Annotated in this window: 24 protein-coding genes; 12 read left to right on the top strand and 12 right to left on the bottom strand. The window is 71.8% G+C overall.

Annotation, left to right across the window (positions count from 1 at the left end):
• Window positions 1-348 precede the first annotated feature (348 nt).
• Window positions 349-2,874 carry an ATP-dependent Clp protease ATP-binding subunit gene (locus AB0M76_RS03785; protein WP_365951337.1) on the bottom strand — a complete coding sequence of 842 codons (2,526 nt, stop codon included), beginning with the start codon at window positions 2,872-2,874 and terminating at the stop codon, window positions 349-351.
• 451 nt (window positions 2,875-3,325) lie between these two features.
• On the opposite strand from AB0M76_RS03785, the gene AB0M76_RS03780 reads away from it, so the two are divergent.
• Window positions 3,326-3,970, top strand: coding sequence for an SCO3374 family protein (locus AB0M76_RS03780; protein WP_365951336.1), 645 nt, complete (start codon window positions 3,326-3,328; stop codon window positions 3,968-3,970).
• On the opposite strand, the gene AB0M76_RS03775 is transcribed toward AB0M76_RS03780, so the two are convergent.
• The 7 genes from AB0M76_RS03775 to AB0M76_RS03745 form a co-directional block, all read right to left on the bottom strand.
• Window positions 3,952-4,287 carry an Lsr2 family protein gene (locus AB0M76_RS03775; RefSeq protein ID WP_365951335.1) on the bottom strand — a complete coding sequence of 112 codons (336 nt, stop codon included), beginning with the start codon at window positions 4,285-4,287 and terminating at the stop codon, window positions 3,952-3,954. The genes AB0M76_RS03780 and AB0M76_RS03775 overlap by 19 nt on opposite strands.
• A 165-nt stretch (window positions 4,288-4,452) precedes the next feature.
• A complete protein-coding gene (locus AB0M76_RS03770; protein ID WP_365951334.1) occupies window positions 4,453-4,983 on the bottom strand; it encodes an amino-acid N-acetyltransferase in 531 nt (176 codons plus the stop codon).
• A gap of 9 nt (window positions 4,984-4,992) precedes the next feature.
• Window positions 4,993-5,508 carry a BlaI/MecI/CopY family transcriptional regulator gene (locus AB0M76_RS03765; RefSeq protein ID WP_365951333.1) on the bottom strand — a complete coding sequence of 172 codons (516 nt, stop codon included), beginning with the start codon at window positions 5,506-5,508 and terminating at the stop codon, window positions 4,993-4,995.
• A 140-nt stretch (window positions 5,509-5,648) separates the two neighbouring features.
• Window positions 5,649-5,822 carry a hypothetical protein gene (locus AB0M76_RS03760; RefSeq protein WP_030300685.1) on the bottom strand — a complete coding sequence of 58 codons (174 nt, stop codon included), beginning with the start codon at window positions 5,820-5,822 and terminating at the stop codon, window positions 5,649-5,651.
• 13 nt (window positions 5,823-5,835) lie between these two features.
• The gene (locus AB0M76_RS03755) at window positions 5,836-6,480 is read right to left on the bottom strand and encodes a hypothetical protein (protein WP_365951332.1); all 645 of its coding nucleotides are present in this window, start codon (window positions 6,478-6,480) and stop codon (window positions 5,836-5,838) included.
• A gap of 65 nt (window positions 6,481-6,545) precedes the next feature.
• Window positions 6,546-6,731, bottom strand: coding sequence for a DUF397 domain-containing protein (locus tag AB0M76_RS03750; protein ID WP_266626844.1), 186 nt, complete (start codon window positions 6,729-6,731; stop codon window positions 6,546-6,548).
• A 165-nt stretch (window positions 6,732-6,896) separates the two neighbouring features.
• Window positions 6,897-8,018: a beta-eliminating lyase-related protein gene (locus AB0M76_RS03745; RefSeq protein ID WP_365951331.1), complete on the bottom strand. Its 1,122-nt coding sequence runs from the start codon at window positions 8,016-8,018 to the stop codon at window positions 6,897-6,899.
• 98 nt (window positions 8,019-8,116) lie between these two features.
• Between AB0M76_RS03745 and AB0M76_RS03740 the strand changes: the two genes are divergently transcribed.
• The 6 genes from AB0M76_RS03740 (at window position 8,117) to AB0M76_RS03715 (ending at window position 14,445) form a co-directional block, all read left to right on the top strand.
• Entirely contained in the window at window positions 8,117-9,022 is a 906-nt protein-coding gene (locus tag AB0M76_RS03740) for a DUF2520 domain-containing protein (RefSeq protein ID WP_365951330.1), read from the top strand.
• Window positions 9,019-10,035, top strand: coding sequence for a pantoate--beta-alanine ligase (gene panC / locus AB0M76_RS03735; protein ID WP_365951329.1), 1,017 nt, complete (start codon window positions 9,019-9,021; stop codon window positions 10,033-10,035). Before AB0M76_RS03740 ends, panC begins: the two co-directional genes overlap by 4 nt.
• Entirely contained in the window at window positions 10,032-11,765 is a 1,734-nt protein-coding gene (locus tag AB0M76_RS03730; protein ID WP_365951328.1) for an L-aspartate oxidase, read from the top strand. The genes panC and AB0M76_RS03730 overlap by 4 nt, the downstream gene beginning before the upstream one ends.
• A 41-nt stretch (window positions 11,766-11,806) precedes the next feature.
• A complete protein-coding gene (gene nadC, locus AB0M76_RS03725; protein WP_266672829.1) occupies window positions 11,807-12,760 on the top strand; it encodes a carboxylating nicotinate-nucleotide diphosphorylase in 954 nt (317 codons plus the stop codon).
• Window positions 12,760-13,569, top strand: coding sequence for a type III pantothenate kinase (locus tag AB0M76_RS03720; RefSeq protein WP_365951327.1), 810 nt, complete (start codon window positions 12,760-12,762; stop codon window positions 13,567-13,569). Before nadC ends, AB0M76_RS03720 begins: the two co-directional genes overlap by 1 nt.
• 138 nt (window positions 13,570-13,707) lie before the next feature.
• Window positions 13,708-14,445 carry a GntR family transcriptional regulator gene (locus tag AB0M76_RS03715; RefSeq protein WP_365951326.1) on the top strand — a complete coding sequence of 246 codons (738 nt, stop codon included), beginning with the start codon at window positions 13,708-13,710 and terminating at the stop codon, window positions 14,443-14,445.
• 28 nt (window positions 14,446-14,473) lie between these two features.
• Here AB0M76_RS03715 and AB0M76_RS03710 read toward each other — a convergent pair whose 3' ends face one another.
• Window positions 14,474-14,683, bottom strand: a complete 210-nt coding sequence (locus tag AB0M76_RS03710; protein ID WP_365951325.1) for a hypothetical protein — start codon at window positions 14,681-14,683, stop codon at window positions 14,474-14,476.
• 108 nt (window positions 14,684-14,791) lie between these two features.
• On the opposite strand from AB0M76_RS03710, the gene AB0M76_RS03705 reads away from it, so the two are divergent.
• Both AB0M76_RS03705 and AB0M76_RS03700 read left to right on the top strand, forming a co-directional pair.
• Window positions 14,792-15,913, top strand: coding sequence for a DUF5937 family protein (locus AB0M76_RS03705; protein ID WP_365951324.1), 1,122 nt, complete (start codon window positions 14,792-14,794; stop codon window positions 15,911-15,913).
• 201 nt (window positions 15,914-16,114) lie between these two features.
• Window positions 16,115-17,668, top strand: a complete 1,554-nt coding sequence (locus tag AB0M76_RS03700; RefSeq protein WP_365951323.1) for a M28 family metallopeptidase — start codon at window positions 16,115-16,117, stop codon at window positions 17,666-17,668.
• Between the two features lie 71 nt (window positions 17,669-17,739).
• On the opposite strand, the gene AB0M76_RS03695 is transcribed toward AB0M76_RS03700, so the two are convergent.
• Window positions 17,740-18,729, bottom strand: coding sequence for an SAM-dependent methyltransferase (locus AB0M76_RS03695; protein WP_365951322.1), 990 nt, complete (start codon window positions 18,727-18,729; stop codon window positions 17,740-17,742).
• 107 nt (window positions 18,730-18,836) lie between these two features.
• On the opposite strand from AB0M76_RS03695, the gene AB0M76_RS03690 reads away from it, so the two are divergent.
• Both AB0M76_RS03690 and AB0M76_RS03685 read left to right on the top strand, forming a co-directional pair.
• The gene (locus AB0M76_RS03690) at window positions 18,837-20,039 is read left to right on the top strand and encodes a sensor histidine kinase (protein ID WP_365951320.1); all 1,203 of its coding nucleotides are present in this window, start codon (window positions 18,837-18,839) and stop codon (window positions 20,037-20,039) included.
• Between the two features lie 17 nt (window positions 20,040-20,056).
• Complete coding sequence (locus tag AB0M76_RS03685; protein WP_365951319.1) at window positions 20,057-20,725, top strand: response regulator transcription factor; 669 nt, start codon at window positions 20,057-20,059, stop codon at window positions 20,723-20,725.
• A gap of 24 nt (window positions 20,726-20,749) precedes the next feature.
• Here the strand turns inward: AB0M76_RS03685 and AB0M76_RS03680 are convergent, their stop codons facing one another.
• Window positions 20,750-22,075: a PH domain-containing protein gene (locus tag AB0M76_RS03680; RefSeq protein ID WP_365951391.1), complete on the bottom strand. Its 1,326-nt coding sequence runs from the start codon at window positions 22,073-22,075 to the stop codon at window positions 20,750-20,752.
• 47 nt (window positions 22,076-22,122) lie between these two features.
• Window positions 22,123-22,614 (bottom strand): PH domain-containing protein, encoded by a 492-nt coding sequence (locus AB0M76_RS03675; RefSeq protein ID WP_365951318.1) that lies wholly within the window; start codon window positions 22,612-22,614, stop codon window positions 22,123-22,125.
• A gap of 31 nt (window positions 22,615-22,645) precedes the next feature.
• Here AB0M76_RS03675 and AB0M76_RS03670 point away from each other — a divergent pair, with 31 nt between their 5' ends.
• On the top strand, window positions 22,646-23,788 hold the full coding sequence (locus tag AB0M76_RS03670) for an NADH-quinone oxidoreductase subunit D (RefSeq protein ID WP_266996310.1): 1,143 nt from the start codon (window positions 22,646-22,648) through the stop codon (window positions 23,786-23,788).
• The last annotated feature ends 28 nt before the right edge of the window (window positions 23,789-23,816 follow it).

Below are 23,816 nucleotides of genomic sequence, written 5' to 3'. Positions count from 1 at the left end.
CTCCGGGCCGGGGACAAGGACGGTGCGGGCATGAAGTCACCCGGCACGCTGGGAAGCGGATGCCGGGCTTGCCCATCCTTGGTAACCCGTGTCCCCCCGCATCCCCAAACGTCCCGATTACTACCGGGGCTCGTAGGCCGTGAAGGTGTGACGCAGCCGGTTGACCGCGTCCCCGCTGGGCCGAGGGCATGGCCCAGACGGGGCAAAACGGACACTCGATCTACGAGTCGTCCTAGTAGGTCCGATTTGCCCTGTGCGGCTTGTCACCGCGCACGCAAGCCAAAGGGGCGGCCCCGGAACCTTTTCGGTTCCGGGGCCGCCCCTTGTCGCTCTACCCGCGGTCGGCGGTTACGCGCCCTTGCTCAGGTCCGGGCCGGAGCCCGTGGCCTCGATCGGGGGGAGGTCCGGCAGGGCCGACTTCTCCTCGCCGCGGAAGGTGAACTTGGCCTCTTCGCCGTCACCCTCCTTGCCGACGACCACGATGTGACCGGGGCGCAGCTCGCCGAAGAGGATCTTCTCCGACAGGATGTCCTCGATCTCGCGCTGGATGGTCCGGCGCAGCGGCCGGGCACCCAGGATCGGGTCGTAGCCGCGCTTGGCGAGCAGGAGCTTCGCGTCACCGCTCAGCTCGATGCCCATGTCGCGGTCCTTGAGGCGCTCGTCGACCTTCGCGATCATCAGGTCGACGATCTGGATGATGTCTTCCTCGGTGAGCTGGTGGAAGACGACCGTGTCGTCGACGCGGTTGAGGAACTCGGGCCGGAAGTGCTGCTTGAGCTCTTCGTTGACCTTCGCCTTCATCCGGTCGTAACCGGTCTTGGTGTCGCCCACGGCGGCGAAGCCGAGGTTGAAGCCCTTCGAGATGTCCCGGGTACCCAGGTTGGTCGTCATGATGATGACCGTGTTCTTGAAGTCCACGACCCGGCCCTGGGAGTCGGTCAGGCGACCGTCCTCCAGGATCTGGAGAAGGGAATTGAAGATATCCGGGTGGGCCTTCTCGACCTCGTCGAAGAGGACGACGGAGAACGGCTTGCGGCGCACCTTCTCGGTGAGCTGGCCGCCCTCTTCGTAGCCCACGTAGCCGGGGGGCGAACCGAAGAGGCGGGAAACCGTGTGCTTCTCGCTGAACTCCGACATGTCGAGGGAGATCAGCGCGTCCTCGTCGCCGAAGAGGAATTCGGCGAGCGTCTTGGAGAGCTCGGTCTTACCGACACCGGACGGGCCGGCGAAGATGAACGAGCCACCCGGGCGCTTCGGGTCCTTCAGACCCGCACGGGTACGGCGGATCGCCTGGGAGAGCGCCTTGATGGCGTCCTTCTGGCCGATGACCCGACGGTGGAGCTCGTCCTCCATGCGGAGCAGTCGCGAGGACTCCTCCTCGGTGAGCTTGAAGACGGGAATGCCGGTCGCGGTCGCGAGGACCTCGGCGATGAGCTCGCCGTCGACCTCGGCGACGACGTCCATGTCGCCGGCCTTCCATTCCTTCTCGCGCTTGGCCTTCGCCGCCAGCAGCTGCTTCTCCTTGTCACGGAGAGAAGCCGCCTTCTCGAAGTCCTGGGAGTCGATGGCCGACTCCTTGTCGCGGCGCACGCCCGCGATCTTCTCGTCGAACTCGCGGAGGTCCGGCGGCGCGGTCATCCGGCGGATGCGCATCCGGGAGCCGGCCTCGTCGATCAGGTCGATCGCCTTGTCCGGCAGGAAGCGGTCCGAGATGTACCGGTCGGCCAGCGTCGCCGCCTGGACGAGAGCCTCGTCCGTGATGGAGACGCGGTGGTGGGCCTCGTAGCGGTCGCGCAGGCCCTTGAGGATCTCGATCGTGTGGGGGAGGGAAGGCTCCGCCACCTGGATCGGCTGGAAGCGGCGCTCGAGGGCCGCGTCCTTCTCGAGGTGCTTGCGGTACTCGTCCAGCGTCGTGGCACCGATGGTCTGGAGCTCACCACGGGCCAGCATGGGCTTGAGGATGCTGGCGGCGTCGATCGCGCCCTCGGCGGCACCCGCACCCACGAGGGTGTGGAGCTCGTCGATGAACAGGATGATGTCGCCGCGGGTGCGGATCTCCTTGAGCACCTTCTTCAGGCGCTCCTCGAAGTCACCGCGGTAGCGGGAACCGGCGACCAGGGCACCCAGGTCAAGCGTGTAGAGGTGCTTGTCCTTGAGGGTCTCGGGGACCTCGCCCTTGACGATCGCCTGGGCCAGGCCCTCGACGACGGCGGTCTTGCCGACGCCGGGCTCGCCGATGAGGACCGGGTTGTTCTTGGTACGGCGGGACAGGACCTGCATGACCCGCTCGATCTCCTTCTCGCGCCCGATGACCGGGTCGAGCTTGGATTCGCGGGCGGCCTGCGTGAGATTGCGGCCGAACTGGTCCAGGACGAGGGAGGTCGAGGGGGTGCCCTCGGCCGGGCCGCCGGCCGTGGCCGACTCCTTGCCTCCGCCGGAGTAGCCGGAGAGCAGCTGGATGACCTGCTGCCGGACTCGGTTGAGATCGGCGCCCAGCTTCACCAGGACCTGGGCGGCGACGCCCTCGCCCTCGCGAATGAGGCCGAGCAGGATGTGCTCGGTGCCGATGTAGTTGTGGCCGAGCTGGAGGGCCTCTCGGAGCGAAAGCTCCAGGACCTTCTTCGCCCGCGGAGTGAAGGGGATGTGGCCGGACGGGGCCTGCTGCCCCTGACCGATGATCTCCTCAACCTGCTGGCGAACAGCCTCGAGCGAAATCCCGAGGCTCTCCAGGGCCTTAGCGGCGACACCCTCACCCTCGTGGATCAAGCCCAGGAGGATGTGCTCGGTGCCGATGTAGTTGTGGTTGAGCATCCGGGCTTCTTCCTGAGCCAGGACGACAACCCGCCGCGCGCGGTCGGTGAACCTCTCGAACATCGTTTATCGCTCCTCAGAGCGGTCGGGCAGTTCGGGGTCGGTCCCCGCCCTGTCCTTCCGCATGCTAGTCCCGCGGGGCGGGACAGCTCATTCCAACTGCCGACATCCGTCCACGGCTCACCCCCACGTCCGTGGGGAAAACCGGCTTCAACTGCCGACAACTGCTCCAACCCGATGGTGCGAGACGATGTTCCCGCAGGCCAGGCAGATACCCGTCACACGTGTACGCCGATGGCGAACGGAAGCTGCCCGAAACAGCGTGTCGCCCCGATCCACTAGGAATGTCTTACCCGTAAGGACCGACACTCCATGCCGGTGGCACCGGTTCCCTCCGCTACGGGCGAACACGATTGCGTCCCGAATGTGGGACTCCACCCCGCCGGATGTTTACGTTCCGCATTGATACCGACGCGCTGCGTAACTCCGAAGCCCCTTCGGAGTTGCTCCGGGCATGGCCGTCACCGTTCCGCCGCCCCGCGTCGCGCCCGAGGATTCACCCGCGGATTCGCTGGGGGACGCGTACGCGTCCTGGTACGAGGAGGTGCTCGGCTGGACCGTCGCGGGCGGGCCGCCCGCGCAGCTGGTCACCGGTGATCGGTTCGACGTACTCGAGCTGCCGGCCGATGCGGGGGCGGAGCTGCTGCGCAGGCCGGTCGCCACGGGTCCGGTGGCGCTCACGGGGCGCAGGATGCGGTTCCTGGTGGCCGCGGGGAGCGCGGACGAGCTGGAGGGTCTGCTCGACTGGCTGGAGTGGGGCGGGGTCGCCCTCGATCTCACCGCCCTGGGTGCCGGCGGCCGGATCACGGCTCCGGTTCCCCCGGGACGCCCCGAGGGAAGTCCCCGGGGGGCCGCCGTGTGGCTGCGACCCCCCGAGCAGGGGTGTGAGGCATTGCTGCCGTCCCTGCCCGGTCCGGGGCAGGGTGCCGGTCCCCGGCACGGTGGTGCCGGGCCCGATCTCGTACGCCTGGTCGCCGCGGCGGCGACGGAATGCCACCGGGCGCGCCTGTGGCGGCGTACGCCCCTGAGGAGCGCCGCGGCCGGACCCTGTACGGGCCTGCCGGGTCAGACCCTGACGGGTCAGGCCCGGTTCTCGTAGGCCTCGCGGATCTCCTGCGGGACGCGCCCGCGGTCGTTGACGCTCATGCCCTGGGCCTTGGCCCACGCGCGGATCTCGGCGGTGTCCGGGTTGCCGGACGTCGCGGCCGTCCGCGTCTTGGCGCGACCGCCGGAAGCGCGGCCACCGGTGCGGCGGGCGCCCTTGACGTAGTCGGCAAGCGAGGAGCGCAGCTTCTCCGCGTTGGCGGTGGTGAGGTCGATCTCGTAGGTCTTGCCATCCAGAGCGAACGTCACGGTCTCGTCCGCCTCGCCACCGTCGAGGTCGTCGACAAGAAGGACCTGAACCTTCTGTGCCACCGGGATTTCCTTTCATCGAAAAGCAGTACGCGGAAAGGAAACCGCTTTTCCCTGGAAAACACAAACCCCCGGGGAGAGGTTCGAGACCGCAACGCGGAGGGAAACGTGCGCGATTCGGACATAGGCCACAGGTGCGCGGAGCACGGGAAAAGCCGCCGTGATCGTTCAGAGGTGCAGAAGCATCCGACTGTTGCCCAAGGTGTTCGGCTTCACTCGTTCGAGGCCGAGGAACTCGGCGACGCCCTCGTCATAGGAACGCAGGAGCTCCATGTAGACATCCGTCTCGACCGGGGTCTCGCCGATCTCGACGAAGCCGTGCTTCGCGAAGAAGTCCACTTCGAAGGTCAGGCAGAAAACCTTCCGAACGCCCAGCGCGCGGGCGGTGTCCAACAACTGCCCGAGCAGCTGATGGCCGACTCCGGCCCCCTTCAACTCGCGGTCGACCGCAAGAGTGCGTACTTCGGCGAGGTCTTCCCACATGACGTGGAGAGCGCCGCAGCCCACCACCTGGCCATCGGAGTCGTGTTCCGCGACCCAGAACTCCTGGATGTCCTCGTAAAGGACGACCGGGGCTTTGTCGAGGAGGATCCGCTGCTGCACGTACTGGTCGAGCAGGCGCCGCAGCGCGGGAACATCGCCGGTGCGGGCACGGCGGATCGTCACTGTTTTTGCCTCTGCAGCGGAAAACTCACCCATGCCCGGACGCTATCGCCCCGACTCGGCCCCGCGCCCGGCGGAGTCCCCTTCGGCGGGAGGGACTTCGGGCGGTGCCGCGGCAGGGGCTCCGGCGGGGGGCTCCGCCGCAGGCCCGGTGGTCGCCCCGGCCGCCGGCTCCGCAGCCGGTTCGGCGGCCGACTCGTCGTCGTACCCCACGATGCGGAAGGCGTCCCGGAGGGCGTCGCGCTGTTCCGCGGACATCATGCCGAAGAAGGCCACGAGAGCGGCCGCGGGGTTGTCGCTCGTCGACCAGGCTTCGTTCATCAGTGCGGCCGAGTAGGCGGCGCGGGTGGAGACCGCGGTATATCTATAGGCGCGGCCTTCGGCTTCCCGGCGGACCCAGCCCTTCTGATGGAGATTGTCCATAACCGTCATGACGGTGGTGTACGCGATGGACCGTTCCTGCTGGAGGTCTTCCAGGACTTCACGAACAGTGACCGGGCGGTTCCACTGCCACACCCGCGTCATGACCGCGTCTTCGAGTTCTCCCAGGGGGCGAGGCACAACAGCACGATAGTGCGGAATGTGCGGAATTGCCCGGCCATTCGGAACGCAACGCTCAACAAAATCGGGCGTACGGCTCTCGAAGCCGTACGCCCTGCCGGTCTGCCTGAGTCTGTCCGGCTGTCCGGCCGGCTGTGGCGCTACTTCCCGGGCTGGGACTGCCGGGCGGCCTCGGCGCGGGCGATCACGGCGTCGACCGCCGCGTCTTCCTTGGCCTTGTTGGCGCCGCCCTGGCTCTTCACGATCGTCACGACGAGGGCGATGAAGAAGCCGGCCATCACTACGGGGGGCACGAGCGCGGAAACGTAGTCCATGCCCCCAGCGTAGCTACCCGACGGCGAGCCCGTCCGCCGGGGGCGGGGTGGGCTTGCGGCGCGGCGGGAACACCTCGCCGGGGGTCGGGATGGGCCGCTCGGACGGACGTTCGGGGCGCGGCGGCTCCTTGGGGGCCGGTGCGGGCCGGGCGGGCTCCTCCTTGCCGTCCCTGCCGTCCTTGGCCTCGCCGACGCCCTTGGCGTCCTTGCCGCCGGCCAGGGCGAGCAGCCGGGTCCGGGGCGCAGGAGTGATCGAGAGCCGCCGCCGTACGGAGCGCTCGGCGACGTCCTGGCAGCGGGCCAGCAGCGCCGCCGCGACCGGGTTGGCCCGCAGGGCACGCAGGGCCGCGAGGTCGTCCGGTGCGGGCTCGTACCCCGCGGCCAGGGCGTCCTGGAGCAGCTCCAGGTACCCGGAGAGGCTGCCGGGCAGGGCGCCGCGGTAGCGGACGAGGTCGGCGAGGAGGAACTCTCTGAGCCGCCCCGCCTCCTGGACCGCGTCGTCCACCGACTGCGCGAGGCGCAGGCAGTCCTGGACCTCGGAGGTCGTCAGGGGGGCCGTGGAGGACTGCTGGAGGGCGTGGGCGAGCGTTCGCCTGAGCACGTGCAGCTCGGCGGCGCTGAACGCCATGCCGCCGCGGGATCCGTAGGGCGTGGGCATGGGCCGAAGATACGCGCTAATCGGACAAAATCCCCTGAGCGGCATGATTCCGGGCGCGCCGACGCCTAACCGTCCGCTTTGACGGCGTCAAGGAAGTCGGCCCAGGCGGACTGGGTCGTGGCCAGAATCAGATGCGCCGGGTCGGCGCGGTCGGCCACGCGGACGAGGTGGCCGGGGGCCGCGGAGACGTAGACGCAGGCGTCTCCTTCGCCGCAGTACGTGGACTTCTGCCAGGCGGGGTGAGCGGTCATGGTGTGTCTCCTCCGGGGGACGGCTCCTTGTTTCCCGTGGAGGGACGGTAACTCCGAGGGGGCCCGGCACAGGCGAGTTCGGCGGATTTCGGTACATCGTCGTTGCATTGGCCACCCCCGGGTCCCGTCTCCCCGCGCCGCAAGGGGCCCCCTTGGCGGCGCCGGTTACGGGTGAAGGCAGGCCGTGAAGGCCTCGACCGCCTCGGTCACGTCCTGCGGGGTCCAGGTGAGGCCCGGGGAGGTGATCTCCAGCTCCGTCGCCGAGACGCCCGGGACCACCGTCGCAGACCACCTGCGGAAGAGGACCGTGCCCGTCTCCTCCGCCAGGCGGATCCCCGCCTCCGTCAGCCGGTCCGCCTCGTACGGCAGCCACACCTGGAACTGGTGCGTGTGCGGGGTCTCCGGGTTGATCCGGAACCAGGGGACCCCGGCCGACTCCAGCGCGGACCCCAGTGCCGCCGCCACCACGCGCGCCTGGGTCACGTACGACGGGAGGCGCGGGAGCTCCCGGTCCAGGCCGGCCAGCGCCGACAGTGCCTGCGGGAACTGGCGGAAGATCTGGCCCCCGTACCGGTGGCGCCAGACCTTCGCCTCCGAGACCAGCGAGGAGGAGCCCGCCAGGGCCGCGCCGCTCAGACCGCCCAGGGACTTGTAGAAGGACACGTACACCGAGTCCGCGAGCCCCGCGATCTCCGGCAGCGGCCGCCCGAAGTGCACCGTCGACTCCCACAGCCGGGCCCCGTCGAAGTGCACCACCGCGTCCCGCTCGCGGGCCGCGTCGACCAGCGCCTCCAGCTCCTCCCAGGTGGGGAGCAGGAAGCCCGCGTCGCGCAGCGGGAGCTCCAGCATCAGCGTGCCGAAGGGCTCGGGCAGCTCCGCGACCTCCTCGGCCGTGGGCTGGCGCGGGTCCTTCGTCGGGTGCACCGTCCGCAGGCCGGAGACCAGCGACAGCGCACCGCCCTCCCACAGCTCCGGATGGCTCATCGGGTGCAGCGCGACCACCGGGTTCCCGGTCCGCCCCGCCCAGCAGCGCAGCGCGATCTGCTGGGCCATCGTCCCCGACGGGAAGAACGCCGCGTCCTCGGTGCCCAGCAGCTCCGCGACCCGTCGCTCGAGCCGGGTCACCACGCCGTCCCCGTACAGGTCGGCCGGCTCGTCGGGATCCGGCGCCGCCAGACCGGACAGCAGCTCACCGACCGTCGCCTCGCGCAGGCTGCGGGAGAGCATCCGCTCGGCCCCGCGTCCCGCCGCCACCAGCCGCTTCGTCAGATCGTCGTCACCAGTCATGCCCCCGATCATCGCCGACCGGTCAACACGCCCAGGGGCTAGCATGGCGGCGTATCGTCCGGTACCCCCCGCGGACTGGAACGGAAGGCCCTCCCCGCGTGAACTCATCCCAGCAACCGCGCCCCGCCCGGCTCACCGTCGGCGTCGTCGGCGCCGGCCGGGTCGGCCCCGCGCTGGCCTGCGCGCTCCAGCAGGCCGGGCACCGGCCGGTCGCCGTGTCCGGCGTCTCCGACGCCTCCCGCCGCCGCGCCGAGCGGATGCTGCCCGACGTGCCGCTCGTACCGCCCGCGCAGGTGCTGGAGCTGGCCGACCTGGTGCTGCTGACCGTGCCCGACGACGCGCTGCCGTCGCTCGTCGAGGGGCTCGCCGAGACCGGCGCGGTCCGGCCCGGCCAGCTCCTCGTGCACACCTCCGGGCGGTATGGGACCGCCGTGCTGGACCCCGCCCGCCGCGCGGGCGCGCTCCCGCTGGCCCTGCACCCCGCGATGACCTTCACGGGCACCGAGGTCGACGTCCAGCGGCTCGCCGGCTGCTCGTTCGGCGTCACTGCCCCCGACGAGCTGCGGCTCGCGGCCGAGGCCCTGGTGATCGAGATGGGCGGAGAGCCCGAGTGGATCGCGGAGGAAAACCGTCCGCTCTACCACGCGGCCCTCGCCCTCGGCGCGAACCACCTGGTCACCCTGGTCGCCCAGGCCATGGAGCTGCTGCACAAGGCCGGGGTCGAGCACCCCGACCGGATGCTCGGCCCGCTCCTCGGCGCGGCCCTCGACAACGCCCTGCGCTCGGGTGACGCGGCGCTGACCGGCCCGGTGGCCCGCGGCGACGCCGGCACGGTCGCCGCGCACATCACGGAGCTGCGCAAGCACGCCCCGGCCTCGGTCGCCGGGTACCTGGCGATGGCCCGCACCACCGCCGACCGGGCCCTCGCGCACGGCCTCCTCAAGCCCGAACTCGCCGAGGACCTGCTCGGCGTGCTCGCCGATCCCGAGGGTGGGGACCAGTGACCGAGCTGCTGCTGCACACCGCCGAGGAGCTGCACAAGCTCCCGCGCACCGCAGAAGGTCCCCGCGCCGTCGTGATGACCATGGGCGCCCTCCACGAGGGCCACGCCACCCTGATCCGCACGGCCCGCGAACAGGCCGGGCCCCAGGGCCAGGTCGTGGTCACCGTCTTCGTGAACCCGCTGCAGTTCGGGGCGAACGAGGACCTCGACCGCTACCCCCGCACCCTCGACGCCGACCTGGAGATCGCCCGGGAGGCCGGCGCCGACGCGGTCTTCGCCCCGGCCGTCGACGAGGTCTACCCCGGCGGCGACCCCCAGGTGCGGGTCAGCGCCGGCCCGATGGGCGAGTGCCTCGAAGGGGCCACCCGGCCCGGCCACTTCGACGGCATGCTCACCGTCGTCGCCAAGCTGCTCCACCTCACCCGCCCCGACCTGGCCCTCTTCGGCCAGAAGGACGCGCAGCAACTCGCCCTGATCCGGCGGATGGTCACCGACCTGAACTTCCCCGTCGAGGTGGTCGGCGTACCGACCGTCCGCGAGGGGGACGGGCTCGCGCTGTCGTCCCGGAACCGGTACCTCTCCGCCCAGGAGCGCCGTACCGCCCTGGCCCTGTCCCGCGCCCTGTTCGCCGGGCAGGACCGGCTCGCCGCGCAGGCCGCGCTGCGCGCCCGCGCCGAGGCCTCCCCGGCCAGCGACGAGCGGGCCACCGCCCTGGCCCGGCTCGGCGAGATCCGGGCCTCCGCCGACGCCCACGCCGTGTCCGCCGCGTCCGCCGCGTCCGCCGCGGGCACCGGCCTGCCGGGGGCCGTACGGGCCGCCGCCCGGCACGTCCTGGAGGAGGCGGGCCGGCACGACCCGCCGCTGCTGCTGGACTATCTGGCACTGGTGGATCCGCAGGACTTCACCGATGTCGGCCCCGACTTCACCGGGCAGGCCGTGCTGGCCGTCGCCGCGAAGGTGGGGACGACCCGGCTGATCGACAACATCCCATTGGAGTTCGGAGCACACACGTGAGCACCCCAGGCACAGGCACCGCCGGTACCGGCATACGGCTGCACGCCCCCGCCCCCGGCTGGGCCGTCGACGCCGACGTCGTGGTCGTCGGCTCCGGCGTCGCCGGCCTGACCGCCGCACTGCGCTGCGCCGCCGGGGGCCGCCGTACGGTCGTGGTCACCAAGGCCCGGCTCGACGACGGCTCCACCCGCTGGGCGCAGGGCGGGATCGCCGCGGCCCTCGGCGACGGCGACACCCCCGAGCAGCACCTGGACGACACGCTGGTCGCGGGCGCCGGGCTGTGCGACGAGGCCGCCGTACGGCTCCTCGTCACCGAGGGGCCGGACGCCGTGCGCCGGCTCATGGCCACCGGCGCGGTCTTCGACACCTCCGCCGAGACCGGCGAGATAGAGCTGACCCGCGAGGGCGGCCACCACCGCCGCCGGATCGCGCACGCGGGCGGCGACGCCACCGGCGCCGAGATCTCCCGGGCGCTGGTCGAGGCCGTCCAGGCGGCCGGCATCGAGACCGTCGAGAACGCCCTCGTACTGGACCTGCTGCAGGACGCGCAGGGCCGTACGGCCGGTGTCACCCTGCACGTCATGGGCGAGGGCCAGCACGACGGCGTCGGCGCCGTCCACGCGCCCGCCGTGATCCTGGCGACCGGCGGCATGGGCCAGGTCTTCTCGGCCACCACCAACCCGTCGGTGTCCACCGGCGACGGGGTGGCGCTCGCCCTGCGGGCCGGGGCCGAGGTCTCCGACCTGGAGTTCGTCCAGTTCCACCCGACCGTGCTCTTCCTGGGCCCGGACGCCGAGGGCCAGCAGCCCCTGGTGTCGGAGGCGGTCCGCGGCGAGGGCGCGTACCTGGTCGACGGGGACGGCGTCCGCTTCATGGTCGGACAGCACGAGCTGGCCGAGCTGGCCCCGCGCGACATCGTCGCCAAGGGCATCATGCGCCGCATGCAGGAGCAGGGCGCGCAGCACATGTACCTGGACGCCCGGCACTTCGGCGCACAGATGTGGGAGCAGCGCTTCCCGACCATCCTCGCCGCCTGCCGCGCGCACGGCATCGACCCGGTGACCGAGCCCATCCCGGTCGCGCCCGCCGCGCACTACGCCTCCGGCGGCGTACGGACCGACCTGCACGGCCGCAGCACCGTCCCCGGCCTGTACGCGTGCGGCGAGGTGGCGTGCACCGGCGTGCACGGCGCGAACCGGCTCGCGTCCAACTCCCTGCTGGAGGGCCTGGTCTTCGCCGAGCGCATCGCCGACGACATCGTCGCGGGCACGCCCGCCGGCAACGGCCCGGGCATCCCGGTCCCTGCGACCGGCCCGCTGCAGCCCGCCGAGGCGCGGTACGAGGTCCAGCGCATCATGACGCAGGGCGCGGGCGTGCTCCGCTCCGCCGAGTCCCTGCGCACGGCGGCCGCCGCCCTCGAGGACCTCTACGCGACGGCCCTGACGGCGCTGGAGCACGACGGCAAGACCGCCGTGCCCGGCACCGAGACCTGGGAGGCCACGAACCTGCTGTGCGTGGCCCGGGTACTGGTCGCCGCCGCCCTGCGCCGCGAGGAGACCCGCGGCTGCCACTGGCGCGAGGACCACCCCGACCGGGACGACGCCGCCTGGCGCCGCCACCTCGTCGTCCGGCTGTCCGCCGCCGAGAAGCGGGCGCTGGTCGTCACCCCCACCGACTCCGCGGGCTTTCCGTCCGTACAGCACCCTTTGAGCCAGGAGCAGTCATCGTGAGCACCCCCGAACAGCACGACCACGAGCACGAGCACGCGGAGCTGCCGCTCCTCGACGAGTCCGCGGGCGGCTGCGGCGACGACTGCGGCTGCGGCGACGGCGAGGAGAGCGGCCTGGACCCGGCGCTGGCCCAGCTGCTGGCCGACGCGGGCCTGGACCCGATCGAGGTCGAGGACATCGCCCACATGGCGATCTCCGAGGACCTGGACGGCGGGGTCGACGTGACCACCGTGGCCACCGTCCCCGAGGACGCCGTCGCGCACGCCGACTTCACCGCCCGCGAGGCGGGCACGGTCGCCGGCCTGCGCGTCGCCGAGGCCGTCCTCTCGGTGGTCTGCGAGGACGAGTTCGAGGTCGAGCGGCACGTCGAGGACGGCGACAGCGTGCAGCCCGGCCAGGTGCTGCTGACGGTCAAGGCCCGTACCCGGGACCTGCTCACCGGCGAGCGCAGCGCGCTGAACCTGCTGTGCCTGATGTCGGGCATCGCGACGGCGACCCGCAAGTGGGCCGACGAGCTGGAGGGCACCAAGGCGAAGGTCCGCGACACCCGCAAGACCACGCCGGGCCTGCGCTCCCTGGAGAAGTACGCGGTGCGCTGCGGCGGCGGCGTCAACCACCGGATGTCGCTGTCGGACGCGGCGCTGGTCAAGGACAACCACGTGATCGCGGCGGGCGGTGTGTCGGAGGCGTTCAAGGCCGTCCGCGAGCAGTTCCCCGACCTGCCGATCGAGGTCGAGGTGGACACCCTCCAGCAGGTGCGCGAGGCCCTGGACGCGGGCGCGGACCTGATCCTGCTCGACAACTTCACGCCGATCGAGACCGAGGAGGCCGTCGCGCTGGTCCACGGCCGCGCGGTGCTGGAGTCCTCGGGCCGCCTGACCATGGCCAACGCCCGTACGTACGCGGAGACGGGCGTCGACTACCTCGCGGTCGGCGGGCTCACGCACTCGTCCCCGATCCTGGACATCGGCCTGGACCTGCGCGAGGAGCGGTAATGCTGCTGACCATCGACGTCGGCAACACCCACACCGTGCTCGGCCTGTTCGACAGCGACGAGATCGTCGAACACTGGCGCATCTCCACCGACCCGCGCCGCACGGCCGACGAGATGGCCGTCCTGATGCAGGGCCTGATGGGCATGCACCCGATGCTCGGCAGCGAGCTGGGCGACGGCATCCACGGCATCGCGATCTGCTCGACGGTCCCGTCGGTACTGCACGAGCTCCGCGAGGTGACCCGCCGCTACTACGGCGACGTCCCCGCGGTGCTGGTCGAGCCCGGCATCAAGACGGGCGTGCCGATCCTGATGGACAACCCCAAGGAGGTCGGCGCGGACCGCATCATCAACGCGGTCGCCGCCGTCGAGCTCTACGGCGGCCCGGCGATCGTGGTCGACTTCGGTACGGCGACCACGTTCGACGCAGTGTCCGCGAAGGGCGAGTACGTGGGCGGGGTGATCTCCCCGGGCATCGAGATCTCGATGGAGGCCCTCGGCGTACGGGGCGCCCAGCTGCGCAAGATCGAGCTGGCGCGGCCGCGCAACGTCATCGGCAAGTCCACGGTCGAGGCGATGCAGTCGGGCGTGGTCTACGGCTTCGCGGGTCAGGTCGACGGGGTCGTCACGCGGATGGCCAAGGAGCTGGCCGGCCCGCACGGCGACCCGAGCGACGTCCGCGTGATCGCCACGGGCGGCCTGGCGCCGATGGTCCTCGGCGAGTCCTCGGTCATCGACGACCACGAGCCGTGGCTGACGCTGATCGGGCTGCGCCTGGTCTACGAGCGCAACGCGCCGAACTTCGACTGAGGCTGCTGCGCGCCGCCCGCCCGGCCTCCCGGCGGGTGGCGCCGCAGCTCCCTATCACTCATCGCCGTTCTGAAGACTCGGGTTGGACCTGATGAATTAGCTTGGGCCCAACTCGTCGACAGGCACAGGACGGCTCAAATGGCCCGGGACACGGCGTACTTGAAGGTGGCCGACGCGCTGCGCGCGCGGATCCGGGCCGAGGAGTGGCCCGTCGGCGCCAAGCTGCCGTCGCGGTCCCGGTTCGCCGTGGAGTACGCGGTCGGGCAGAGCGTCACGCAGCGCGCGCTGGAGCTGCTGATCATCGAGGGGCTCCTGGAAGGCCGCGCCGGCTCGGGCACGTACCGGTGCGAACCGCGCGAGCGGCTGCGCATAGTCCGCTCCCGGCGGCGCCGGCTGGCCGGGCTCGGCGGCGCGGGCGTGACCTGGGAGTCGCATTCCGCGGCCCGTACGCCGGCACCGGAGCGGATCGCGGAGCGCCTCGCCGTCCCGCCGGGCGACCCGTGCGTGCTCACCACGTACGAGTTCCTGTCCGAAGGCCGGCCCGTGGAGATCTGCGAGTCCTGGGAGCCGATGGCGGTCACGAACGGCACTCCGGTCGTCCTGCCGGAGGCGGGCCCGTTCAAGGGCGCCGGGGTCATCGAGCGGATGCGCTCGATCGGCGTGCTGGTCTCCTCTTCGCTGGAGGTCCCCCGCCCGGCGCGGGCGAACCAGCGGCAGGCCAATCTGCTCGGCATCAGCGTCGGCGACCTGATCACCGAGATCGAGCGGACGTACTACGCGACGGACGGCCGGGCGGTGGAGACCGCCGACATCGTGGTCGCCGACCGCCGCTCCGAGATCGCGTACGAGATCGACTTCCATCCCGGGGACCGCTGACCGGGCCGGGACCGCTGACCGGGCCGCATCACGTGCGCCCGTGTACGTGGGTCAGCCGGCGCAGAGCGGCCCACCAGGGGTGGCGGGCCGCCCGGCCGTCGACGACGGCCTGGAACTGGGCGTACGTCCGGACCGCCCGCAGGACGGCGACGTCGTCGCGGCCCGGCGGCGGGGGCATCGGGGCCCCGTGCTGGGAGGCCCGGTAGGTGTCGATGAGGTACTGCTCGATCGCTGTCATGCCTCCACCCTGAACCTGCTCGGGCAACCCCGCACGACGATTGACGCTCCTCGTCAATCGACCCGTGTCAGTCCAGGTCACAGGGGTCCGACAGGTCAGAATGGGCCGATGAGCGTCACCATCGACATCGCCGGGCTCCCCGCGGAGCGCATCCGTTTCGCACCCTCACCGCTCTCCGAGCTCTGCATGACGCTGCACGCACTCTCGCAGCCCGCCCACCACCCCGGCCTCGCCTCCTGGACCACCGCCACCTCGGCCGCGCTCGAGCCCTGCCTCGCGGACCGGCTGCTGGAGGGCGACTTCATGTGGCGCAGCTCGTTCTCCGACATCTTCATGGCCTTCGCGGGCATCCCCGGCGGCAGCGGCCTGCCCGCGACGACCCTGTCCGAGGAGCTCGACGTACTCGACCGGATGGACGACGAGCGGTTCGTGATGGCCGCCCTGGAGCACTGCTGGCTGGCGCTGTACAACGAGGGCGGCGGGCCCTCCCCGCTGAAGAACCCGCAGGCCCGTGCCAAGGCGCTGGAGACGGCCGCCGCGCGTGGCCCGCGCCAGCTGGACTTCTCGCTGCGGCTGCTGGACGACACGGCGTCCGTACGGGTGTGGCTGCGGCGGCTTATGGAGGAATGCGACGAGGCGTTCTTCGCGGAGACCTGGCGGCGGATCGAGCCGCAGCAGAGCGCCGACGCCCGGCACAAGGCGGAGCTCCTGCGCCGCAAGGGACTGGCGGCGACGCTGCACGAGGTGTCGCCGGCGCTGAGCGTCGACGAGGCCGCCACGACCATCACCGTGGACAAGATGGTCCACGGCTCCGCGACCGCGATCGATCCGGAGATAGGCCCCGGCCTGGTCTTCGTGCCGACGAACTTCGGCTGGCCGCATCTGCTGGTGCTGCATGCGCCCGGCTGGATGCCGGTGGTCCACTATCCGATCCGCTCCCCCGAACTGCCCGAGCCGGGCTCGGTGGAGCTGCTCCAGCGGCGGATGGAGGCGCTGGCCCATCCGATGCGGATGATGCTGTGCCGGAGTCTGGCCCGGGCCCCGTACACGACGAGCGAGCTGGCGACCGTGCACGGGATCACGGCGCCGGAGGTTTCGCGGCACCTGTCGGCGCTGAAGAAGGCGGGCCTGTTGCACACCTGGCGCCAAGGACGGTACGTCCAGCACCAGTTGGATCTGGGCAAGGTCGCCCGGATCGGCTCGGAGTTCATCGAGGGCATCCTGCGCTGACGGCCCTCCCGCGGCACAACAGGGCGGACGGTGGCCGGATTTCAACGGCGCAGATTCACCGATATGCGGAATTCATGAACCGGAAACAGCGAAAGCTCTGGCCAGATCGGCCACCTGGTCTATACCGTGCGTCCACCGCTCACCCCATGTACCGCGCACCACTTCCGTCTGTCTGCTCGTACTTGCCGTGGAAGGACCTTCATGCCCTCACGCCGTATAGCCGCAGCAACCGCCGCCCTGGCCGCCGCGGCCCTCGTCTCCCCGCTCGTGCTCGCCGGGCCCGCCGGTGCCACCGGCAGCCCGCAGAGCGACGCCGCACGGGGCGACGCCCTGGCCAGGAAGCTGGTCAAGGACTCGACCGGCAAAGGCGCCAACAACCACCTGAAGGTCTTCCAGGCCATCGCCGACTACAACAAGGGCACCCGCGTGGCCGGTTCCAAGGGCCACGTGCAGTCCGCCCAGTACGTCGAGGCCGTGATGCGGGCGGCCGGCTACAAGGTCTCGAAGAACGAGTTCGAGTTCGTGTACGTCGAGACGATCGCCGAGACGCTGAAGGTCGACGGCACGGGCGGGCGCGACGTCCCGATCAAGCTGATGACGTACACGGCGAGCGGCCCGGAGGACGGGGTGAGGGCACAGATCGCCGTCGCCCCGGTGGACGCGGACGGCACGAACGGCTGTGAGCCGGGCGACTTCGCCGCGGGCGCCTTCACGGGCAAGATCGCGCTGGTCAAGCGCGGCGGCTGCACCTTCGCGGCCAAGCAGGCCAACGCGGCGGCGGCCGGTGCGGTCGGTGCGGTCATCTACAACAACACCGAGGGCGCTCTCAACGGCACCCTGGGCGCGCCGGACGCGGGCAAGGTCCCGACCGGCGGCGTCACCCGGGCCGAGGGCGAGCGGCTCGCCGCCGAGGCCGCGGCCGGGCCGGTCGAGGTCACCCTCGACATCCGCGAGTTCCGGGAGAACCGCAAGACGTACAACGTCATCGCGGAGACGCGGGGCGGCGACGAGAACAACACCGTCTTCCTCGGCTCGCACCTCGACTCGGTCGCGGCGGGCCCCGGCATCAACGACAACGGGTCCGGCTCGGCCGGCATCCTCCAGGTCGCGCAGCGCCTCGCGAGCAGCCAGAACAAGATCAAGAACAAGGTCAAGTTCGCCTGGTGGTCGGCGGAGGAGTTCGGCCTGCTCGGCTCCGAGGCGTACGTCGGCGGTCTGACGGACGCGCAGAAGAAGCAGATCAAGCTGTACTTGAACTTCGACATGATCGCCTCGCCGAACGCCGCGTACTTCGTCTACGACGGCGACGACTCGGACAAGGTCGGCTCGGGCCCGGGGCCCGAGGGCTCGGCGCAGCTGGAGAAGGGCATCACCGACTTCCTCGACGCGCAGAAGATCCCGCACGAGGGCTCGGACTTCACGGGCCGCTCGGACTACGGCCCGTTCATCGAGGCGGGCATCCCGTCCGGCGGTACGGACACCGGCGCCGAGGGGATCAAGACGGCGGCGCAGGCGGCGAAGTTCGGCGGGCAGGCGGGTGTCGCGTACGACGTGAACTACCACGCCAAGGGCGACGACATCACGAACATCAACCAGAAGGCGCTGGACATCAACGTGGACGTGATCGCGAACGCGGTCGGCCACTATGCGTTCGACCTGGCCCCGCTGTCGAGGCCGGTCGCCTCGACGCCGACCACCGGCGGCAGCACAGGCGGCGGCCTCCGCCCGGGCCACGACCACGAAGCCACCGAGTAGGTCTTCTGGGGCTCCGGCCCCGGTTTCGGGAAGGGGCGGGGCGGGGAGACGGCTCCGCGCAGCGGAACCCGTCAGGCCGGCCAGGGGGCGACGCCCACCGGCTGGACCAGCCAGCCGAAGTCGCCGAGCCCGCCGCGGGCGGTGAGCTCCGCCGCCTCACCGGCCGAGGCCAGGGCCCGGACGTACCCCGCCGGGTCGGAAGTGGCCAGGGCCAGCGGGGGCCGGGCCCCCGAGACGCCGAGAGCGGTCAGGGCCTCGCGCTGCGAAACCAGCACCGCCCCCGGCCCCGCGCACGCGTCCAGCGCCACGTGAGCCGTCACGTCACAGCTCCCGTCCGGCACCGGCGCGACCTCCCGCCCCCCGTGGAAGCCCGTCAGGGTGCCGTACGGGGGCCGGGCCTCCAGAACGTGCGCGTAGTCCACCGCCACCGCCAGCCCCCGGTCAAGAGTGGCAACGGCAACGGCCCACGCCTCGTCCCGCGCCCGCCCGATCTCCACCCGGCCGGGCCCCGGCCACCACCGCTCCAGCCACGCCAGGTCCGCGCCGTCCACCGCCGGCCCGCGGCTCTCCGTACCGTCCCGGTCGACCAGGACGTAGTGCCCGTCCTCCGCGATCTCCAGCGGTACGTTGTCCAGCCACTCGTTCGCGAACAGCAGGCCCCGCGTCCCCTCCGGCGGCTCCGGCACCCACCGGATCCGCGGATCGAGCGCGCCCGGCCGCTCCGCCCGCTCCACCGCGTACGGCCTCACCCGCGCCGCGACCTCCGCCGGGAGCGCGGCCAGCACCCCGGTCAGCAGCTCCCCCCGCCCGGCCCCGACGTCGACAAGGTCCAGCCCCTGCGGATGCCCCAGCTCGGCGTCCACCCGCTGCAGCAGGCGGGCCACCGCCCCCGCGTACAGCGGCGAGGCGTGCACGGAGGTGCGGAAGTGCCCGGCCGGGCCCGGCCCGCCCGGGCGCACGTAGAACCCGTCCGGTCCGTACAGCGCGGCCTCCATCGCCGTCCGCCACCGGACCGGAACCGGAACCGGAACGAGATCCGCGACTTCTCCCTGAGTGCTCATCCCCGAAAGGTTAAGCTCGGCCTCCACCTTGGGGAGTACACCTCCGTCGCACGGATCGCACCTGTGGTTGACTCCAGCACCTATCTCTTTTGCCTACTCTGGGTTACGTGCAGCGCCTCTACGACTTCCTCCGCAGACACCCGACGGGCGTCGACAGCTTCTGGGCTGTCCTCCTCGTCGGGCTCGGGATGCTGCAAGTCGCCGAAGACAGCTTCAGCAGCACGACCGCGCGGCTGATCGCCGTCCCCTCGGTGCTCGCGATGGGCGTCGTCGTGGCCCTGCGCCGCAGGTGGACGCAGCCGATGTTCTGGCTCGCCGTCGGCACCGGCGTCTACAAGCTGGTCACCCACACCGAGGCGATCAACTCCGACCTCGCGATGCTGATCATCCTGTACACGGTTGCGGCCTCCTCCGAGATCTCGCGCCGGATGTCCCGTACCGCGCTCGCCATCGGGTTCCTCGCCTCCCCCCTCTACGCCCTGCGCTTCCAGGTGGACAAGGGCGACGCCCGCGACGACATCCTCTTCACGCTCTTCGCCATCGTCCCGTTCGTCCTCGCCTGGGTGCTCGGCGACTCCCTGCGCACCCGCCGGGCGTACTACGCCCAGCTCGTCGAGCGGAACCAGCGGCTGGAGAAGGAGCGCGAGGCCCAGGCCAAGGTGGCCGTCGCCGCCGAGCGCGCCCGCATCGCCCGTGAGCTGCACGACGTCGTCGCGCACAACGTCTCGGTGATGGTGGTCCAGGCGGACGGCGCCGCGTACGTCATGGACGCGGCCCCCGATCAGGCCAAGGAGGCCCTGCAGACGATCTCCGGCACCGGCCGCCAGGCCCTGGCCGAGATGCGCCGCCTGCTCGGCGTCCTGCGCACCGGGGAGCCCCAGGAGTCCGAGGACTACGTGCCCCAGCCGGACGTCGAGCAGATCGAGGTCCTGGTCGAGCAGGTACGGGCGGCCGGACTCACGGTGGACTTCGAGGTCGAGGGCGCACCGCGCCGGCTGCCCAGCGGCGTCGAGCTCACCGCGTACCGGATCGTGCAGGAGGCGCTGACGAACACCCGCAAGCACGGCGGCCCGGATGCCAGGGCGAGCGTCCGGCTGGTCTACTTCGACGACGGCCTCGGCCTGCTGGTCGAGGACGACGGCCGGGGGGCCGCCCACGAGCTGTACGAGGACGGCGGCGCCGACGGCGCCGGGCACGGGCTGATCGGCATGCGCGAGCGGATCGGCATGGTCGGCGGCACCCTGGACGCGGGCCCGCGGCCCGGTGGCGGCTTCCGGATCAGCGCACTGCTCCCGCTCAAGACGAGATGACGAGGTCGAGGTAACTGATGTCCATCCGAGTGATGCTGGTCGACGACCAGGTGCTGCTGCGCACGGGCTTCCGGATGGTGCTCGCCGCCCAGCCGGACATGGAGGTCGTCGCCGAGGCCGGCAACGGCCTGGAGGCGCTGGAGGTGCTGCGGGCCACCAAGGTGGACGTGGTGCTGATGGACGTCCGGATGCCGAAGCTCGACGGGGTCGAGGCCACGCGCCGGATCTGCGAGCGCGACGAGCACCCCGACGTGATCATCCTGACCACATTCGACCTGGACGAGTACGCCTTCTCGGGTCTCAAGGCGGGCGCGAGCGGGTTCATGCTGAAGGACGTGCCGCCGGCGGAGCTGCTGGCCGCGATCCGCTCGGTGCACAGTGGAGACGCGGTGGTGGCCCCGTCCACGACCCGGCGCCTGCTGGACCGCTTCGCGCCGATGCTCCCGACCACCACGCAGGAGCCGCGGAACAAGGAGATCGAGCGGCTGACGGAGCGCGAGCGCGAGGTCATGCTGCTGGTGGCCCAGGGCCTGTCGAACGGCGAGATCGCCGCCCGCCTGGTCCTCTCCGAGGCCACGGTGAAGACGCACGTGGGCCGCATCCTCACCAAGCTGAGCCTGCGCGACCGCGTACAGGTCGTGGTGCTCGCGTACGAGACGGGCCTGGTCCGCGCCGGCGGCGCGTAACGGCTTATCCCCCCGGGCCGCCGGTCAGGTCATCCAGCGGTCCGGGCGGGCGTCCGCGCGGGAGGTGCGGGAGCGCGCCGCCTGGGCGTCCAGCAGGTCGGCGGCCTCGGCGGCCGGCCGCAGGCGGGCCGTGACCGTGTCGTTGGCGCCCGTGTCCACATGCACGTCGGCCACGCCCCGGGCGCGCTCCCACGGGCCCTGCGTGAGCCGGACGCTCTGCACCTTGGCATGCGGGACGATCTCCGTACGGCGGCACAGCAGCCCCTTGCGGGCAGCGAACACGTCCGCCGAGACGGCCAGGGCGTAGCCCTTCCACCACACCGGGACCACCCACCGCGACCCGGTCTTGGGAGACCGGCCGAAGGCGAGGGCCTCGAGGTCCACGCCCGGCAGCACCCGGGCGACGACCGCCTGGGCGGCGGCCCGCGAAGCCACCGGGAGCAGGACCTCGTTCTTCGAGCCGGCCACCGCCAGCTCCACCCGCACCCAGTCCCGGCGCCGCCACAGCAGCGGCTCCACGATCCGTACGGTCTGCACCCGCCCCGGCGGCACGGTCTCGTGGGCCCGGTCCAGCAGCCCGTGGTCGAGGCGCAGCCCGTCCGGGGACTCGGCGACCCGCCAGTCGAACTCGGCGAGGAAGCGCCCGGCCGTACCCGACCAGAGCCCGCCCAGCATGGGCAGCAGGGTGGCGATGGTCGCCCAGCGGTTCCCGCTGAACCACCACACGGCGACGGGGGCGACCAGCCCGGCGGCCAGCGCCGCCCACGCCGAGAGGGTGAGCAGCAGCGACACGGCCAGGTCCGCGGGGCGGACGCGCAGCAGCTCGCGCTGCGGGGCCTCGCCGAGCGCGACGGCCTCCGCGGGGGCGAAGCCGGCGGCCCGGGCCAGCAGCTCGGCGCGCAGCGCCACGGCCTCCCGCTCGTCGAGGAAGGCCAGCTCGTCCTTGTCCTCGGTGCCGATCACGTCGAGCCGCAGCTTGGCGACCCCGGCGACCCGGGCCAGCAGCGGCCGGGTCACGTCCACCGCCTGGATCCGGTCGAGCCGGATGTGCGCGGTGCGCCGGAACAAGAGCCCGCTGCGGATGCGCAGCTCGGTGTCGGTCACCGCGTAGTGGGTGAACCACCAGCTCAGGAACCCGTACAGGCCGAACACCACGACCAGGCCGGCCACGGTCAGGGCCCGCAGGCCGGACGGCAGCCCGCGCACCCACCGCTCGACCTGCTCGCCCTGCTGGACGACGACGCCGACGGTCGCGGCGATCGGCACCCACGCCCGGCGCAGCGGCGTGAGCACGTGCAGCCGCCGCTCCCCGGCGGGCGCGCCTGCGGCTTCGGCCGCGGATTCGGCCACGGCTCCGGCTCCGGACCCGGCCGCGGAATCGGCCGCGGAATCGGCGGTCACAGGCCCGCCGACCTTGCCTCGCCGAGCTCCGTCAGCCGGTCCCGCAGCCGTTCCGCCTCGGCCGGGACCAGGCCCGGGATCTTGGCGTCCGTGGCCGCGGCCGCCGTGTGCAGCTGTACGGAGGCCAGCCCGAAGCGCCGCTCCAGCGGCCCCGAGGTCACCTCGACCAGCTGCATCCGCCCGTACGGGACCACGGTCTGCGCCCGCCACAGCACCCCTCGGCTGATCAGCAGGTCGTCGGCGCGCTCGGCGTACCGCCAGGACCGCCAGTTGCGGCCGAGCAGCACCCAGCCCCAGGCCAGGCCCCCGAGCCAGAGCGCCCCCGCGGCCGCCCAGAGCGGGCCGGCCGTCAGCCCCAGCAGCAGGGCCGTACCGGCCGCGAGCGGCACCGTCCAGATCACCAGCAGCAGCCGCCGCAGCGTGAGCAGCCCGCCCGGCAGCCCCACCCACTCGGGCCTGCTCGTCCCACCCGTAGTCCCCGTTTCCATGCGTTCAGCGTAGGGCTGCGAGAATGCGGCCATGACGGAGACCACGGTCGGCATCGGCGGCGCGGCGGAGAGCACCGACATGGTGCTCAACATCGGACCCCAGCACCCTTCCACGCACGGCGTGCTGCGCCTGCGCCTCGTCCTCGACGGCGAGCGGATCGTCAGCGCCGAGCCGGTCGTCGGCTATATGCACCGCGGCGCCGAGAAGCTCTTCGAGGCGCGCGACTACCGGCAGATCGTGATGCTCGCGAACCGCCACGACTGGCTGTCCGCGTTCTCCAACGAGCTCGGCGTGGTCATGGCGGTCGAGCGGATGCTCGGCATGGAGGTCCCCGAGCGGGCCGTGTGGATGCGGACCCTGCTCGCCGAGCTGAACCGGGTGCTGAACCACCTGATGTTCCTCGGGTCCTACCCCCTCGAACTCGGCGGAATCACCCCGATCTTCCACGCGTTCCGCGAGCGCGAGGAGCTCCAGGCCGTCATGGAGGAGATCTCCGGCGGCCGCATGCACTACATGTTCAACCGCGTCGGCGGCCTCAAGGAGGACCTCCCGGCCGGCTGGCTCGGCCGGGCGCGCGCGGCGATCGCCGACGTCCGCACCCGCATGGACGTGTACGACAAGCTCGTCCACGGCAACGAGATCTTCCGCGGCCGTACGCGCGGGGTGGGCGTGCTGTCCCCCGAGGCGGTGCACGCGTACGGCGTTTCCGGGCCCATCGCCCGCGCCTCCGGCGTCGACTTCGACCTGCGGCGCGACGAGCCGTACCTGGCGTACGGGGAGCTGCAGGACGTCCTGAAGGTGGTCACCCGCACCGAGGGCGACTGCCTGGCCCGCTTCGAGTGCCTGCTGGACCAGACCCACAACGCGCTCGACCTCGCGGTCGCCTGCCTGGACCGGATGGCCGAGCTGCCGCCCGGGCCGATCAACCAGCGCCTCCCGAAGGTGCTGAAGGCGCCCGAAGGGGCCACGTACGCCTGGACCGAGAACCCCCTCGGCATCAACGGCTACTACCTCGTCTCCAAGGGCGAGAAGACGCCGTACCGGCTGAAGCTGCGCTCCGCCTCGTACAACAACATCCAGGCCCTGGCGGTGCTGCTGCCCGGCCAGCTGGTCGCGGACATGGTGGCGATCCTGGGCTCGCTGTTCTTCGTCGTGGGCGATATCGACAAGTGACAAGTCGCGGGAACTCCCGCGATGGCGC

This window comes from Streptomyces sp. NPDC051364, assembly GCF_040682115.1.
Lineage (GTDB): Bacteria > Actinomycetota > Actinomycetes > Streptomycetales > Streptomycetaceae > Streptomyces.
The sequence above is the reverse complement of the archived record's forward strand: the minus strand, read 5'-3'. Positions and strand labels throughout refer to the sequence as shown.

Bases quoted from the DNA above. Each gene is read 5' to 3' on its own strand.
- AB0M76_RS03700 (WP_365951323.1), top strand. From the start codon at position 16,115: ATGCCCTCACGCCGTATAGCCGCAGCAACCGCCGCCCTGGCCGCCGCG.
- AB0M76_RS03675 (WP_365951318.1), bottom strand. From the start codon at position 22,614: ATGGAAACGGGGACTACGGGTGGGACGAGCAGGCCCGAGTGGGTGGGG.
- AB0M76_RS03750 (WP_266626844.1), bottom strand. From the start codon at position 6,731: ATGACCGCTCACCCCGCCTGGCAGAAGTCCACGTACTGCGGCGAAGGA.
- AB0M76_RS03720 (WP_365951327.1), top strand. From the start codon at position 12,760: ATGCTGCTGACCATCGACGTCGGCAACACCCACACCGTGCTCGGCCTG.
- AB0M76_RS03780 (WP_365951336.1), top strand. From the start codon at position 3,326: ATGGCCGTCACCGTTCCGCCGCCCCGCGTCGCGCCCGAGGATTCACCC.
- AB0M76_RS03670 (WP_266996310.1), top strand. From the start codon at position 22,646: ATGACGGAGACCACGGTCGGCATCGGCGGCGCGGCGGAGAGCACCGAC.
- AB0M76_RS03745 (WP_365951331.1), bottom strand. From the start codon at position 8,018: ATGACTGGTGACGACGATCTGACGAAGCGGCTGGTGGCGGCGGGACGC.
- AB0M76_RS03755 (WP_365951332.1), bottom strand. From the start codon at position 6,480: ATGCCCACGCCCTACGGATCCCGCGGCGGCATGGCGTTCAGCGCCGCC.
- AB0M76_RS03715 (WP_365951326.1), top strand. From the start codon at position 13,708: ATGGCCCGGGACACGGCGTACTTGAAGGTGGCCGACGCGCTGCGCGCG.
- AB0M76_RS03770 (WP_365951334.1), bottom strand. From the start codon at position 4,983: ATGGGTGAGTTTTCCGCTGCAGAGGCAAAAACAGTGACGATCCGCCGT.
- AB0M76_RS03760 (WP_030300685.1), bottom strand. From the start codon at position 5,822: ATGGACTACGTTTCCGCGCTCGTGCCCCCCGTAGTGATGGCCGGCTTC.
- AB0M76_RS03695 (WP_365951322.1), bottom strand. From the start codon at position 18,729: ATGAGCACTCAGGGAGAAGTCGCGGATCTCGTTCCGGTTCCGGTTCCG.
- AB0M76_RS03785 (WP_365951337.1), bottom strand. From the start codon at position 2,874: ATGTTCGAGAGGTTCACCGACCGCGCGCGGCGGGTTGTCGTCCTGGCT.
- AB0M76_RS03685 (WP_365951319.1), top strand. From the start codon at position 20,057: ATGTCCATCCGAGTGATGCTGGTCGACGACCAGGTGCTGCTGCGCACG.
- AB0M76_RS03705 (WP_365951324.1), top strand. From the start codon at position 14,792: ATGAGCGTCACCATCGACATCGCCGGGCTCCCCGCGGAGCGCATCCGT.
- AB0M76_RS03710 (WP_365951325.1), bottom strand. From the start codon at position 14,683: ATGACAGCGATCGAGCAGTACCTCATCGACACCTACCGGGCCTCCCAG.